This is a genomic window from Pelagihabitans pacificus (genome assembly GCF_009371985.2).
Lineage (GTDB): Bacteria > Bacteroidota > Bacteroidia > Flavobacteriales > Flavobacteriaceae > Pelagihabitans > Pelagihabitans pacificus.
This window is the reverse complement of sequence record NZ_VIKU02000010.1, coordinates 1-15618: the sequence shown is the minus strand read 5'-3', so window position 1 is coordinate 15618 and position 15618 is coordinate 1. Positions and strand designations below refer to the sequence as shown.

Here is a 15618-nt window from a genome sequence, read left to right as displayed (position 1 = left end):
TGTAGCTTATTATTAAGGCCATGAAAATACTAGTTACCGGAGCGGCCGGCTTTATTGGATACCACGTTTCGAGAAAACTTATCGAAAAGGGACATGAGGTCGTAGGACTCGACAACATCAACGACTACTACGATGTGAATTTGAAGTATGATCGTCTACAGGAGTTAGGAATACAAAAAGAAAACGCTCGTATTTTCAAGAACTCCTGCGACAGCAACATTTACGGGGATCGCTTCAAATTCATCCGCTTAACACTGGAAGATCGGGATACCCTCCCCCTACTCTTCCAAACTGAGAATTTTGATGTGGTTTGCAATTTAGCTGCCCAGGCTGGGGTACGGTACAGTCTGGAAAATCCCGAAACCTATGTCGATAGTAACATTGTCGGTTTTCTAAATATTTTAGAATGCTGTCGACACCATCAAATAAAACATTTGGTATACGCAAGTAGCTCGAGCGTTTATGGATTGAACAATAAAGTTCCTTTCGAACCCAGTGATAGGGTTGATTTCCCCGCAAGTCTATATGCAGCAACAAAAAAGAGTAACGAACTCATGGCGCATACATATACACATTTGTTTGGTTTTCCCACAACAGGATTGCGATTTTTTACCGTGTATGGCCCTTGGGGAAGACCGGATATGGCAATGTTTCTGTTTACGGATGCGATTATCAAAGGCAACCCCATCAAGATTTTTAACAAAGGTAACATGGAAAGAGACTTTACCTACATCGATGATATCACGGAAGGGGTGGTCCGCATCCTGGAGAAAGGCACTGCCGGGCGACCATCTGCACACATGGTCTATAACATCGGAAACAACAAATCAGTAAGACTACTTGACTTCATAGAAGAAATAGAGCAAGCACTGGGAATTAAAGCTAAAAGGGAGTTATTGCCCATGCAGGCAGGGGACGTGGAAAAGACTTGGGCCAATGTGGATACCTTAATTCGCGACTATAATTACAGTCCCAATACTCCCATTAAAAAAGGTATTGTTTCTTTTATTAGCTGGTATAAGCAGTATTACAACTTACATTGCTCATAGTATAACAAGGATATCTTCGCTTAAATCCCCATCAAAATATGAACGGGATGATTTTGTCGGATTTAATTACTCCTGATATGAAATATTATGAATTTTAATTTTCTTTTGCCCATCTTTGCAGCTTTAAAATTTAATTAATGGACTTGTCATTGTTGAAACTAGATCCCCAACATAAGATTTTGGTCACCGGAGGAGCTGGTTTTATCGGATCTAATTTATGTGAAGCACTTCTTGGAAATGGAAACCCCGTGGTTTGTTTAGATAATTTCGCAACAGGAAAAAAAGAAAATATTGCTCATCTACACGCCGAAAAAAAGTTCACGTTTATAGAAGGGGATATTCGTAATCTTGATGATTGTCTCAAAGCGTGCGAAAATGTAGATTATGTATTACACCAAGCCGCACTTGGCTCCGTGCCAAGATCTATTGAAGACCCGATAACCAGTAATGCCGTTAACATTTCAGGTTTTTTGAATATGCTGGTTGCCTCCCGGGATAAGGGTATAAAGCGGTTTGTATATGCCGCTAGCTCTTCGACCTACGGCGATTCGGAAAGTTTGCCTAAAGTTGAGGAGCATATTGGGAAACCGCTTTCCCCCTATGCAATTACAAAATATACCAATGAATTATATGCCGATGTCTTTAGTAAGACCTACGGTTTAGAGACTATAGGACTCAGATACTTCAATGTTTTTGGACGTAAACAAGACCCAAATGGGGCCTATGCCGCCGTAATCCCCAAGTTTGTAATTCGGCTTATGAAACATGAATCACCGGTCGTAAACGGCGACGGTTCTTTCTCAAGGGATTTTACGTATATCGACAATGTGATACAAATGAACGTTCTGTCGATTGTTAATGACAATAAAAAAGCGGTAAACACCGTTTATAATGTGGCTTATGGAGAACGCACCGACCTTAATGAACTGATTACACTCCTAAAGAAAAATCTCGGTGTATTTGATTCGGAAATCCGTAATATCGAAACAATTTATGGTCCCCCCAGACAGGGTGATGTGCCTCATTCATTAGCTTCTATTGACAAGGCAAAAAGACTCTTGGGCTATAACCCCCAATATGGAATTGAAAACGGCCTCAAACAGGCGGTTGAATGGTACTGGGAAAATTATAGATAACAATGAATTTAACTGTTATAGGAACGGGATATGTCGGCTTGGTAAGCGGCACTTGTTTTTCCGAAATGGGCAATACGGTCACCTGTATCGATGTTGATGCCCAAAAGATTGCAAATCTGGAACAAGGTATCATCCCTATTTATGAACCGGGTCTGGAGCCCATGGTGAAAAGAAACCTAAAGAATAAAACCCTGAGGTTCAGTACGGATCTTTCAAAGAACTTGGAAAAATGCGATATAGCCTTTATTGCCGTAGGAACGCCTATGGGTGATGATGGTTCCGCAGATCTACAATACGTGCTGCAAGTAGCTAAGGAAATTGGGTTACACATGACACATCCTTTAATTATTGTGGATAAGTCCACTGTACCCGTAGGAACGGCAGACAAGGTAAAAGCAACCATTGACCAAGAATTGGAGAACCGGGGTCTCGAAGTTCAATTCGATGTCGTATCCAATCCGGAGTTTTTGAAAGAAGGTGATGCCATCAACGATTTTATGAAGCCAGACCGAGTGGTAGTTGGCTCCGATAGCGACGAAGCAACAGATAAGATGAGGGCATTGTATGCCCCATTCTTTCGAAGTAGCATGGATCGATTGATTACGATGGACGTTCGGTCGGCGGAGATGACCAAATATGTTGCCAATGCCATGCTGGCTACTAAGATTTCATTTATGAACGAAATAGCCAATATCTGTGAGTTAGTGGGTGCCGATGTAAACAAAGTAAGGATAGGAATCGGCTCCGATAGCCGAATCGGGTACAGTTTTATTTATCCCGGGAGCGGCTATGGTGGATCTTGCTTTCCAAAAGACGTCAAGGCACTCAAGAAAACTGCGGAAGAGTACGGCTACACCGCTAGATTGATTTCCTCTGTGGAAGAGGTTAATAACAAACAGAAGATGGTTATCGCCAACAAGGTAATCAATAGGTTTGGGGAGGATTTGAGAAATAGAACATTTGCAGTATGGGGGTTGGCCTTTAAGCCTGAAACGGATGATATGAGGGAAGCCCCATCAATCTACATTATAAAGGAACTCATAGCAAGGGGAGCAAAAATCAACGCTTACGACCCCAAGGCCATGGACGAGGCACGGCATTTCTATTTGAAAGATGAACAAAACGTTTCCTATTTTAATTCAAAATACGAAACATTACAAGATGCGGATGCCATGATTTTACTAACGGAATGGAAGGAGTTTAGATCACCGGATTTCGAAGAGCTGAAAAAGCAATTAAAGCAACCGGTCGTATTCGATGGCAGAAATCAATACAACCATCAACGGATGCAGGAACAAGGTTTTGAATATTTCCAGATTGGAAAAAAATAAAAATTGAACATATGTCTTCTATTAAAATAGCAGTTATCGGTTTGGGATATGTCGGTCTGCCCTTGGCCCGACTTTTTGCTACGAAGTATCCAGTTATTGGGTTTGACATCAACGAAAATCGCATTAAGGAATTGCAATCGGGCAAGGATAGTACACTAGAAGTGGAAGATGAAATATTGCAAAAAGTACTGAAGATAACTCCGCGAATGGATGTAGGGCTATATTGCTCCAGTCAATTGAAAGACATAAGGGATTGCAATTACTATATAGTTACGGTACCCACTCCCGTAGATAGTACCAATCGACCCATATTGACACCGCTTTATAAATCGAGTGAAACGGTGGGAAAAGTTTTGAAAAAGGGAGATACCGTAATTTACGAGTCTACCGTATATCCCGGAGTAACCGAAGATGAGTGCGTACCGGTCCTGGAAAAGGTAAGTGGTCTCAAATTTAATCAAGACTTTTTTGTAGGATATTCCCCTGAACGAATCAATCCTGGAGATAAAGAGCATACTGTAGAAAAGATTCTAAAGGTTACTTCTGGATCCACGCCAGAGGTGGGGAAAAAAGTAGACCAGCTTTATAAATCGGTCATTACGGCTGGTACACATCTGGCACCAAGTATAAAGGTTGCCGAAGCGGCAAAGGTCATTGAAAATTCACAGCGTGATATCAATATTGCATTTGTAAATGAATTGGCCAAGATCTTTAACCTTATGGGTATCGATACCCATCACGTGTTGGAGGCAGCTGGTACAAAATGGAATTTTCTACCATTCAAACCCGGTCTTGTTGGTGGTCACTGTATAGGAGTTGACCCCTACTATCTCGCACAAAAAGCGCAGGAATATGGCTATCATCCTGAAATTATTTTGGCCGGTCGCCGCATGAACGATGGTATGGGAAAATATGTCGCTGGTGAAATTGTGAAATTAATGGTTCAAAACGATATCAAGGTAAAAGGGGCCAACATTCTGATTTTAGGTATTACCTTCAAAGAAAATTGTCCGGATGTCCGTAACACAAAAGCCGTTGATGTGATTTCGAATCTAAAGAGTTACGGCACCGCCTTAACAATTTATGACCCTTGGGCTTCACCCGTTGAGGTACAACATGAATACGGGCTGACCACTACAAAAGAATTGCCCGACTCGATAAAATTTGATGCCATTGTCCTTGCCGTTGCACACAAAGAATTTATAGGCCTTGATTTTGATGAGCTGCTATTGAAAAATGGAATTCTATATGACGTGAAAGGAATTCTAAAACAATCTGTCTCGGGAAGATTATAAATGGACTCAAATTGAGTTAGTGAAAAATAACAAAACAATTGCCTTTGTAATAAACTCGCTATCCTCCGGAGGGGCTGAAAGGGTGGTTTCGATTCTTGCTAACTCGTTGGTCCGAACTTACAATGTCATCATAATTACATTTATTGATGCGCCTATTTTTTATGACCTTGACAAAGAAATAAAAATAAGGAATTGTACCGCGAAAATAGAACCTAGTAAAAATCCCTTTCAGGCGATTTCCTCAAACTTATTATTAATTAGAAAGATAGGTTATTTCCTAAAAAAAGATAGGGTTGATGTATGCATCGGTTTTATGACCACCGCTAATATTCTTGCGGTCATCGCTTCCAAAACGCGCAACATTCCGGTACTAATAAGCGAAAGAAACAACCCCTATTTAGAAGATAACTCCATACCTAGGTACTGGAAAATTTTCAGGAGATTTGCTTATCCAAAAGCCAATTTTCTAATTGTTCAAACTGATGGTATTAAGGAGTTCTATAAAAAATTTATACGTCAAAATCGTCTAAAAATTATCCCCAACCCCATCAATCCCTCATTTAAAAAGACCGATGGGATTGGTAGGGAAAACATCATTTTAAACGTAGGTCGCCTTTCCGATCAAAAAGCTCAAGACATTCTTATAAGAGCTTTCGCAAATATTCGCCCTAAGGATTGGAAACTTCATATTGTTGGTGAGGGAGAAAAGAAAGAAATTTTGGAAAGCCTCATTGATGATTTAAACATGTCTGGTCAAATTGAGTTATTGGGCACCTCTGAAAATATTGAAGAGCTATATGGTAACAGTAAGATTTTTGCGTTTACCTCCATTTTTGAAGGATTCCCCAATGCATTGCTCGAGGCTATGCATTTCGGTTTGGCCTGTATTTCCACCGACTGCCCTACCGGACCGCGCGAGCTGATAACCGATGGTGAGAACGGATATCTAATTCCGGTGAACGATATTAAAGCACTCGAAAACAAGTTGATATTTCTAATGAATAATGAACAGGAAATAAAGCGCATCGGGAATGCTGCCAGCATTTATACCCAAAAGTACCAGGCAGATCGCATTGTTTCAAAATGGGAAGACTTGCTTACATTAGCGAAATAAAACCAATTTCTTTTGAAGACGCAGTTTCTAAAGGCTAAAGAATCTCTAAAATCTCTTAGAAACAACGTTGTTGTAAAGAACATTCTTCTTGTCGGTAGCATTACACTTTTAATTAAGGGTATCGGTTTTTACAAAGAAACCCTCATCGCATCCAGTTTCGGATTATCGGTTTTTCTAGATACGTTTTTTATCGCCATTATTGTTCCCGGTTTCATAAACAATGTTTTCTTAGGAGCATTCAAAAGTGTTTTTATCCCAAATTATATTGCAGAGCTAAATACAAAGAACAACATAAGTTCTTTCCAGGGCACGGGTTTTTTTGTCACGGCATTTATATCAGCTGCTTTCATGTTGATTGCTTTTTTATTCACGGATACTTATTTGGATTTCTTTTTTCCAGGACACACTACCGAATACTATAATCTTATAAAATCCCAGTTTTATTATTTGCTCCCATGCATTGCGTTATGGGGGTTCTCGTCTTTATTGAGTGGTCTTTTAAACATAAATGATGAATTTAAATATTCCTCTTTTGAAAGTCTATTTCTTCCAATAACAATTATAGTCTGTCTTTTCTTCTTTAAGGAACCTCTCGGAGACAAAGTGCTGGCTGTGGGCACTCTAGCAGGTGCAATAGTGAGTTTTCTTTTTTTAATAATAGTTTGCTTTCAAAAGAAAATTATAAATATTTCATGGCCCGATTTAAATAATGCAAACGCAAGAATTATGTTTGCGCAAGTACCGGCAAAGGTATCATCTGGTCTTTTAACCGGGATGAACGTTGTTGTTGATCAATACTTTGCGGCACAGTTGGTAATTGGTTCTATTGCCGCAATTAACTACGGACGGAAAATACCCGCTTTTTTAAGTGGACTTCTAGTCATAGCCCTTACTAATGTATTGCTACCCTATTTTTCAAAATCATTAGCTAAAAACAAGGAAAAGACCTTTAAGACCTTGTTCAAAATGCTTAAATTAATATTTGTCGGAGTAGTAGTCTGTATAGTTTTGGGTATCCTTGCGACCGATTTTATGGTAGCGCTTTTTTTTGAAAGGAAAGAGTTCACATCAGACGACACAGAGGTTGTTTCGAACATTCAAAAAATCTTTCTTATCTACCTGCCCTTCTCAATTTGTGGAATGGTGGTCGTCAACTTTTTAACCAGTATCAATAAAAATGCCTTCATGGCCTACGTTTCCTTAGGGGCTTTGATTCTAAATATAATCCTGGATTATATCTTAATGCAATATTACGGTGTTTTTGGGATTGCCTTATGTACTACTATTGTAATCATTTTGAAAAATATCATTCTTTTTTACTATACCTACAAGCAATCAAGGATTTAAACTCCCAACCTTATATCCTGAGTCGAGAGAAATTAAGTTCGTAACGTCTTTAAAAGAGGGGCTAGGACGGGGCCATTGTTTAGCTGATGTGAGTTTATCCCTTGTCCCATTACGTTGTACTCAATAAGAACTATTTGCTCAGATTCATCAATGGCCAAATCCCACGAAATAAGTTTAAAAAAAGGGGCTTCATGATGCAACTTGACCACTGTACTTGAAATCTTTTTCATGAACGACAGTTTCATATCCTTAAACCTAATTCCACTATCTGTTTCGTAAAACCTATCGCCTGATAGTTGATATCCCACATCATTGAATTGTCCGTTGTTTTGAATACCACATGAAATCCCCCCGGTGGTGCCGTTATCGGTGTAAGAACCTTTTCTTCCAATACGAACGATCGTAGATAGAATATGAACCGCTCCATCTTCCAGATAGGTCATTATTCGGAGGGTATTAAGGGAACTAGGATTAAGTGCCTTTAATACCTCATGTTGTGGCACTACCTTTTGTACAATAAAGTCTTTTCCGTATTCAGCAAAAAGCTGTTTTAGACGTTGACCGGCATCGGTGATTCCGTTGTCACTGGTGAAAAGTGAGACATTCTTACCTCCACCGGACTCTAAAGTGGGTTTTATGATTAGTCTTTTGCCAATATCACACAACGAGAGTGCTGTTTCCAATTCAATTACTTGACCATTTCCATAAAAACAACCATTAATATTTTTAACGACAGTCTCTGGTTGCTGAACAGTGGGAAACAGCTTTTCCAATAAATTCTTATCAGTTAGGGAAGGAAAATAAGAAACTCTGTTAAGCCTTGGTTCCATTTCGATATAGAAGATATTTTCAGGAAGATAAGCAGCAGAAAACTTCCCGTTACAATTTGAATAAAACTGATGCCATTGTGTGCTGATATTTTGCAAGTCATAACCGTTAAAATACAAGTGAATCTCTTCTATTTCAGTGTTAGTCAGTTTTTTGGTCCCTTTTGCCGCTATTAGTTTTTTTATTTTGTTTTTCCATGTAATATTGTGTGATATTCTAGTTGTTTTTTTATAAATCCTTAAGGACAGGTAAAGTAAAAGGGATAATATTTTCATGAGAACCTAGCTTTTTTGTTGAAGTGTTTGACTCTTTTCCTATTTGGTCATTGGGTTGGGTTTAAAAATTAGTGATTAGCAGAAGAACGAATAAATGAACATTCTTAGACTTACCATTCTAGTGTTATTTCTTTGGAATCTTCCAGGCTATTTTCTTGCTTATTTTGGTGCGAGTTATGGCTCTCTAAGCAGCTATGCTTCCTTGTTCTTATTGTTAGTGTTTTTCTTGTTGGTAAAAAACAAACATAAACTTTTTTTCCCGTTCATTTTGTTAGGGCTTCTATATTTTACTATCTGTAGCATTCATTTTACCGGACCCGGTGTATCGGAATTTTTAAAGGAATTTATTAAATTTTTAATCGTCGTCATATGTGCCGGAGAAGTTCTGTACAGGACCACCAAAACTGAGATTTATATAATTCTACTGCTCGGCGCTATCAGTATCGTTATAAATGCGGTAGTTTTCCCTTTTGCCAATGCCAATTTCTATCCGACGTACGGTAGATTTAGTGGTTTTTATCTGAATCCCAATTTCGCTGGGACTATATGTTCGGTAGGGTACGCCCTTAGTTATGTGATAACAACCAAATGGCTGCGAATAGCAGGCCAGCTACTCTTTACTTTGGCGGGGATACTTACTTTTTCGAGAACTTTTATTGTGATATGGTTAATCATTAGTATTGTTGCCATTTACAGGGATAAAAGCAATATTAAGACTCCGCTTATTGGATTTGCCGTATTGGCCTTATTTTTTATCTTTTCCAACAAACTAACCCTAAATACCGAGCGATTTCGAGCATTAGAAAGTATTTTCATTTCCGATAAGGTACAAACCAAAACTATAAAAAAAGATGCGAGGACAGAGACGTGGGCTATCTACACCGATATGATTATCGACAAACCAATTCTTGGCAACGGCTATAAAGAACTACAGATAAAAAAAGCGGGACTACCCGGGGTGCACAACTCCTATTTGATGACCCTAGGGGAAGCTGGTATTTTTCCTTTCCTATTGCTTATAGGTCTTTATGGTTATTTGATGTTTAAAAGCCTCTTGCTTTTCAAAACTCATCCAGAATATTTTTACATCGCCTGCGTTGTAACTATAGCCCTAATGGTAGGGCACGGATATTTTACCAACTATTTTAATATTTTGATATCGATGTTCCTTTACCTACAATTACGCTTAAACAAGGACAAAAAAAAGGTGATTGAGAAAAAACCTCTTAATGAAATTTTTCTTCATGAGTAATTAAAACTATTTATCTCAAACACCAAATAGAGAATGACAGGACTCCTAAAAAGAATTTACCACCATACACAACTGGGTAAAATATTGATTTTTTGTTACCACAATTTTAAGAATATTTTTTTACCCGATAGCATCAATATTGCCATCAACTACAAAAAAAATTTCGGACAGAAACCAAATCTAAAAAATCCCAAAACCTTAAATGAAAAAATTCAATGGCTGAAAATCAATGACCGTTCTCCGCTGCATACACAGTGCGCCGATAAATATGCCGTGCGCGATTACGTATCATCCCGAATCGGGAGTGAGTACTTGGTTCCCTTATATTTTCATACGAAAAACGTAAATGATTTAGTGCCTGAGAACCTCCCCGATGTTCCCTTCATTATCAAAACGAACCATGATAGTGGCGGCGGCATTATTCTAAAGGAAAAATCAAAGGCAAATTGGGCCGAAATTCAAAAGAAACTTGAGGCAAGGTTAAAAACCAATTACTACAAAGCATCTAAGGAATGGCAATACAAGAATATAAAACCCAGGATAATCGTTGAAAAATTATTGCAGGACAGGAACGGTGATATCCCTTTGGATTATAAACTTCACTGTTTCAACGCAAAGGTTGAGATGATACAGGTCGATATTGGCAGGGGCACTAAAAATCATTACAGAAATTGGTACTCTAAAGATTGGAAACGTGAACCCTATCGATGGTCTTCCCCCAAGGGGGGAGGCGTATATACCGATCCCAGTGAAGAGGATGTACCCAAACCGAAGACATTAGAAAAGATGATAGCACTTTCAGAAGAACTATCCAAGGGATTTGACTATGTACGGGTAGATCTGTATGATGTTGACGGTAAGATTTATTTTGGAGAATTGACTTTTCACCACGATGGCGGGTATCAACCCATTTTACCGAAAAAATGGGATTTGATACTCGGTCAAAAATTAACTCTCTCTAAGTCTTAGAAAAGCATTCGCAATGAAAATAGATTTTGTGATCGGCAGATTAAAGGCCGGTGGAGCTGAGAGAGTAGTGAGCATTGTCGCCAATTACTTTGCCGAGCACAATCATACCGTTAGAATAATAACTTTCATTGATGGTGACGCCTATGAACTCGACCCACGCGTTGAGCGAATTAGATTTCACAAAAAAGGATTGATTAAACCTGCCATCATACGAGGTTTTTTTAGTTTACTCAAGTTTTACTTCAAGTCAAAGAATAGGCCGGATATCATAAACTCCCATATAGGATTGATGGGGTATACATCTATTCCTGTAGGCCGCATGTATAACATCAAGGTAATTAACTCGGAGCATATGAACCACCTGCATCAGAATGTAGATTTTCCGATGAAATTTTTGTGGAACAATTTGTACAAATATGCAGATGCCATCACGATTCTGACAAAATTTGATTTGGCATTTTTTAAATCAAGAAACAAAAAGGTAGTAGTAATGGAAAATCCTTGTTCTTTCGACATAGGCAAAAGCCCCACAAATATTCGTGAAAAAGTTATTGTAGCAGTTGGAAATCTCGACAGATATGAGCACAAAGGTTTTGACAATCTTATTGAAATAGCCTCTAGAGTACTAAAAAATCATGTGGATTGGAAGTTGAAAATTGTTGGTGGTGGCAATTACGGCATGGAGATTTTAAAAAACATGGCAAACGAATACGGAATTTATGATCAAGTGATTTTCACCGGTTTTAGAAGTGATATTAAGGAAATCTTATCCAATGCTGAAATTTTTATTCTTTCATCAAGGTATGAAGGTTTGCCTATGGTGCTTTTGGAGGCCTTGTCACAAGGACTGGCCTGTATATCCTACGATTGTATATCGGGGCCTTCTGAAATTTTAGAGAACAACGTTACCGGGCTTTTAATAGCAGATCAGGATAAGGACGCTATGGCGAAAGGATTAGAAAGATTAATATTGGATGACAATTTAAGGAATGGCCTACGTGAAAGGTCTTCTACTGCATTGGATAAGTTCTCGATTGAGAGAGTAGGTCAGAAATGGAACAATCTTTTTCAGGACATTTTGCTCATGCAAAATTAAATTTTTAGACATGCACCACTTTTAAATGGTAGAGAAAAGTAATATTGACTGGCTCATAGTCCTACCTTCGGACTATTTAGGGGGATCGGAACAGCTTTTATATAATCTAGCCGACTATTTATCAGCTAATGGCTTAAGCTGCGCGATAATTATATTAACGAAAAAAAATACAGGTCTTTGGGGTAATTTGGAAACAAGGTGTGCCATAACATATCTTCCCTTTAAAAATCTATATCGTGGCTACATCAACCTAATTTCTGTTTTAATCAAATATTCTCGGCAACATAAAATAGTACATATCCTAGCTTCACAAACTTTAATTAATGGACTGCTCGGATTCACGAAAAAAATTGGATTTTTAAAAAAAACCCGTTTAGTGGTCAGAGAATCAACCTCTATCTTCCATAGACTAAAAGGTCTTAAATTAAAGATGTACAAGGCTTCCTATAATTTAGGGTATTCCAAGGCAGATCTGGTTATTTGCCAAACCGATTTTATGAAAACCCAACTTATTCAGGCCCTTCCATGGATTCAGAAAAAAGTTAAGATTGTCGTATTGCATAATCCCATCAATCTTACAATGGTAGACCAAATGGCAAAAAAGGAAATGGAAAAAATTCCTGAAATTAACAATCATGATTTTTTGGTAACTGCGGGGCGATTAATTTCTTTGAAAGGATTTGATGTATTAATTAAAGCACTTAATGAAATACGGTCTGATTTTCCAAATCTAAATCTATTGATTCTGGGAGAAGGCCCCGAAAGAAATAAGCTTGAAGAATTGGCTAACGATCTCAATATGAAGGAAAGAGTTGTCCTCTTGGGTCATGTGAAAAATGTTTATCCATATTTTAGACTGGCCAAAGCGTGTGTAGTATCTTCTAGAATAGAAGGTTTTCCCAATGTTTTATTGCAAATGATGTCGCAAAACTCAAATGTGGTGAGCACGATTTGCGCTGGAGGAATTGATAAAATAGAAGGCGTTGTCAAATGCAAACCCGACGATATCAAATCTCTGGCTTCTGCCTTGAAAGAGTGTTTAAGAAGGGATGATGGTTTCAGTAGGCAAATTTTTGATGATTTTCTAAAAAATCGGAATATTCCTGGATTTATGAATGAAATTTCATCAAAAATGACAAATTGATTGTTATGATGATTTTCCCCGAAAAATCTTTAATCTTTAAAAAAGTACTTTATGTGTGGAATTTACGGAACTACGATCCCATATAGCGCGGAGGAAGTAAAATCAAAATTAGAAAGAATCGCTTTCAGGGGACCTGATCAATCCGGGTCCCAACTTTTTGAGCTAGACAACGGTCAGGTAATTTTGGGGCATAACCGTCTTTCCATCATTGACTTAGATAAACGATCCAATCAACCATTTACTTACAATGACAATATTCATATCGTCTTTAATGGAGAAATCTACAATTTCAGATATCTAAAGAAAATCCTGGAGCAAAAAGGATATCTCTTTAAAACTACTAGCGATACAGAAGTTATTTGTGCAGCGTATCTAGAATATGGAAAAGACTGTGTGAGCCATCTAAATGGCATGTTCGCCTTCGTCATTTTTGACCAGGCTCAACAAATATTGTTCGGTGCTCGCGACAGACTCGGTCAAAAACCTTTTTACTACTATCACGCGGGTAAAAATTTTGAATTTGCCAGTCAGGTTTCGAGTATTCAACAATTCAACGACAAGCTTAGTATCTCCAAAGATTCCATTTCGCAGTATCTTTCCTGGGGATACGTACCGGATCCTTTTACTATTTTCAATGAAGTTAAAAAACTAAGAGCGGGACATGTATTCACATTCAGGATTAAAACCGGAGAATTTGAGTCAAATGGATTTTGGGACATTGACTATAAGGCTACCTCTACATTCCCTGGCACATATGAAGAAGCACAAACAGAACTCGAAAGGCTCATTAGCGACTCTGTCAAATTAAGGCTTTTTGCAGACGTTCCCGTAGGTGTATTTTTATCCGGTGGCATAGACTCTTCTTTGGTTACAGCCTTGGCGACAAAAACGACGGCGGAAAAGGTAAAGACTTTCTCGGTTAAGTTTAATAAACAGGGCTTTGATGAGAGTCAATTCGCGAGTAAGGTTGCCGATTATCTAAATACCGAACATCATGTTATTGAGTGTGACTACGGAGAGGGTTTAAATTTAATCGACAGTTTCAGCTATTATTATGACGAGCCGTTTGCCGATGCTTCAGCCATCCCGTCAATGTTACTTTCAAAATACACCAAAAACCATGTCACGGTTGCGCTCTCTGGCGATGCTGGGGACGAAGCATTTATAGGATATCACAGATATAATTGGATGTCGTATATCGAAAAAGCATTTAGGGCACCTTCTCGCATACGATTGGCATTTGCATATCTGTTAAAAAAAGTTCCTTATTACAAATTACAATTTATTGGAAGTATCATGGGAATGAAAGATATAAATCTGGCCTATTTATCGACCGTTTCCGGTCTTAACAGTACATGGGCGAACGGTAATACTGATACTGCCAATTTAGTTGAAGCCAAATATTTATACCACACCTGCAAGAATATTTATGAAAGAGTTTCTGATTTTGATATTAAAACATACTTAAACTCGGATATTAATACAAAAGTGGACAGGGCTTCTATGGCGTACTCTTTGGAGATAAGGTCTCCCTTGATGGATTATAGAATCATTGAATTTTCCCGAATGTTACCTACCGATTTCAAATTTCAAAAGGGAAATCAAAAACGGATATTAAAGGATGTTCTTTACCGCCATGTACCCAAGACCTTTTTTGAGCGGCCCAAATCCGGATTTACGATGCCTTTTAAAGAATGGTTTCGAAACGAATTGAAAGATTACGTCTTATCAGAATTGAATGATACGGGTTTACGTCAAATCCCCTCTATAGACCAACAAGAAGTAAAATCAATCATCAATATGCATATGACGGCAAAAGCGAACAATTATCCTATAATTTGGAGGCTTCTCATCCTAAAACAATGGTTGAAAAATAATGCAAGATTCGCACTAAAATAATACGTGTCCATATTAAAAAACGCTGATTTCATAACAGACCGATCAAAGCACTCACTCCTGAATTGCCATTGTTCTATAAAGCTCTTTTACTAGTGGTGAGGCGTTTGTTAAAGAAAGACTGGAATAGCAAAAGGATATTAAAATTGATGACCGGCTATGAAATCCCCAAATAGGACTAAATTAAATCTTTATAATTACCTCTATATCAAAAAAACCACTCTTTGAATCAACAGCTATGAAAACAACAAAAAGAAATACTACTACCAACAAACCTAGTAGCGGTTTGACACCTATAAGGTTTTCACTGAAAGCAACTAATCTTGATTGTTTCGCTTGGACGCATTGGAAAAAAGCCTTTAGCACTACAAAAACATTTTTATAGTAGAAAGATCACCTGTAAATTTCCGAAAAACGTAATTATGACCCCTATTTTGAAAATAGACTTTTTAACTGGTTCCATGGAGGCGGGAGGCGCCCAAAGGGTAATCAGTATCCTTGCAAATTATCTGGCCGATAAGGGATACTCGGTAAGGATAATTTCACTTTGGGGACCCGACCACTATGAATTGAACGATACCATCGAACGGGTTAGGTTGCATAAGCATCCTCTTTTCAAATCAAAATTGATTAATGGTTTCTCAAACTTTTTGTCATTTTATCGGAAAAAAAGCAATCGTCCGGATATCCTTAGTTCTCATATAGACCTTTATGGTTATATTTCCATACCAATAGGAAAAATTTACAACATTAAAGTCATCGTATCGGAACACAACAACCATCTTGCCTATAACAACCGGGCACAAAGCTTCTGTTGGAACTATCTTTATCCCAAAGCCGATATGGTGACCATACTCACCGAGTTCGATAAAGAGCATTTTTTGAA

The 15618-nt window shown here is 38.1% G+C and carries 13 protein-coding genes; 12 read left to right on the top strand and 1 reads right to left on the bottom strand.

Annotated features, from left to right (window positions below; genetic code table 11):
- Positions 1-20 precede the first annotated feature (20 nt).
- The 6 genes from FK220_RS19480 to murJ all read left to right on the top strand — a co-directional run bounded on the left by FK220_RS19480 (position 21) and on the right by murJ (position 7272).
- Entirely contained in the window at positions 21-1049 is a 1029-nt protein-coding gene (locus FK220_RS19480) for an NAD-dependent epimerase (protein ID WP_152576041.1), read from the top strand.
- Between the two features lie 137 nt (positions 1050-1186).
- Positions 1187-2185, top strand: coding sequence for an SDR family oxidoreductase (locus FK220_RS19475; RefSeq protein ID WP_152576040.1), 999 nt, complete (start codon positions 1187-1189; stop codon positions 2183-2185).
- A gap of 2 nt (positions 2186-2187) precedes the next feature.
- Complete coding sequence (locus tag FK220_RS19470) at positions 2188-3516, top strand: UDP-glucose dehydrogenase family protein (protein ID WP_152576039.1); 1329 nt, start codon at positions 2188-2190, stop codon at positions 3514-3516.
- 11 nt (positions 3517-3527) lie between these two features.
- A complete protein-coding gene (locus tag FK220_RS19465; protein ID WP_152576038.1) occupies positions 3528-4811 on the top strand; it encodes a nucleotide sugar dehydrogenase in 1284 nt (427 codons plus the stop codon).
- A 19-nt stretch (positions 4812-4830) separates the two neighbouring features.
- On the top strand, positions 4831-5925 hold the full coding sequence (locus tag FK220_RS19460) for a glycosyltransferase family 4 protein (RefSeq protein WP_152576037.1): 1095 nt from the start codon (positions 4831-4833) through the stop codon (positions 5923-5925).
- A 12-nt stretch (positions 5926-5937) separates the two neighbouring features.
- The gene (gene murJ, locus FK220_RS19455) at positions 5938-7272 is read left to right on the top strand and encodes a murein biosynthesis integral membrane protein MurJ (RefSeq protein WP_152576036.1); all 1335 of its coding nucleotides are present in this window, start codon (positions 5938-5940) and stop codon (positions 7270-7272) included.
- Positions 7273-7304: 32 nt separating this feature from the next.
- Here the strand turns inward: murJ and FK220_RS19450 are convergent, their stop codons facing one another.
- Positions 7305-8375 carry a sugar-transfer associated ATP-grasp domain-containing protein gene (locus tag FK220_RS19450; protein ID WP_152576035.1) on the bottom strand — a complete coding sequence of 357 codons (1071 nt, stop codon included), beginning with the start codon at positions 8373-8375 and terminating at the stop codon, positions 7305-7307.
- A gap of 94 nt (positions 8376-8469) precedes the next feature.
- Between FK220_RS19450 and FK220_RS19445 the strand changes: the two genes are divergently transcribed.
- From FK220_RS19445 to FK220_RS19420, 6 genes are all read left to right on the top strand, one after another.
- The gene (locus FK220_RS19445) at positions 8470-9627 is read left to right on the top strand and encodes an O-antigen ligase family protein (protein ID WP_152576034.1); all 1158 of its coding nucleotides are present in this window, start codon (positions 8470-8472) and stop codon (positions 9625-9627) included.
- 33 nt (positions 9628-9660) lie between these two features.
- Positions 9661-10596, top strand: coding sequence for an ATP-grasp fold amidoligase family protein (locus tag FK220_RS19440; RefSeq protein ID WP_152576033.1), 936 nt, complete (start codon positions 9661-9663; stop codon positions 10594-10596).
- 13 nt (positions 10597-10609) lie between these two features.
- Positions 10610-11692 (top strand): glycosyltransferase family 4 protein, encoded by a 1083-nt coding sequence (locus FK220_RS19435; protein ID WP_152576032.1) that lies wholly within the window; start codon positions 10610-10612, stop codon positions 11690-11692.
- Positions 11693-11717: 25 nt separating this feature from the next.
- Complete coding sequence (locus tag FK220_RS19430; protein ID WP_152576031.1) at positions 11718-12836, top strand: glycosyltransferase; 1119 nt, start codon at positions 11718-11720, stop codon at positions 12834-12836.
- Positions 12837-12887: 51 nt separating this feature from the next.
- The gene (gene asnB / locus FK220_RS19425; protein WP_152576030.1) at positions 12888-14735 is read left to right on the top strand and encodes an asparagine synthase (glutamine-hydrolyzing); all 1848 of its coding nucleotides are present in this window, start codon (positions 12888-12890) and stop codon (positions 14733-14735) included.
- Between the two features lie 419 nt (positions 14736-15154).
- Positions 15155-15618: glycosyltransferase (locus FK220_RS19420; RefSeq protein WP_152576029.1), on the top strand; the 464-nt coding region annotated here is incomplete at its 3' end.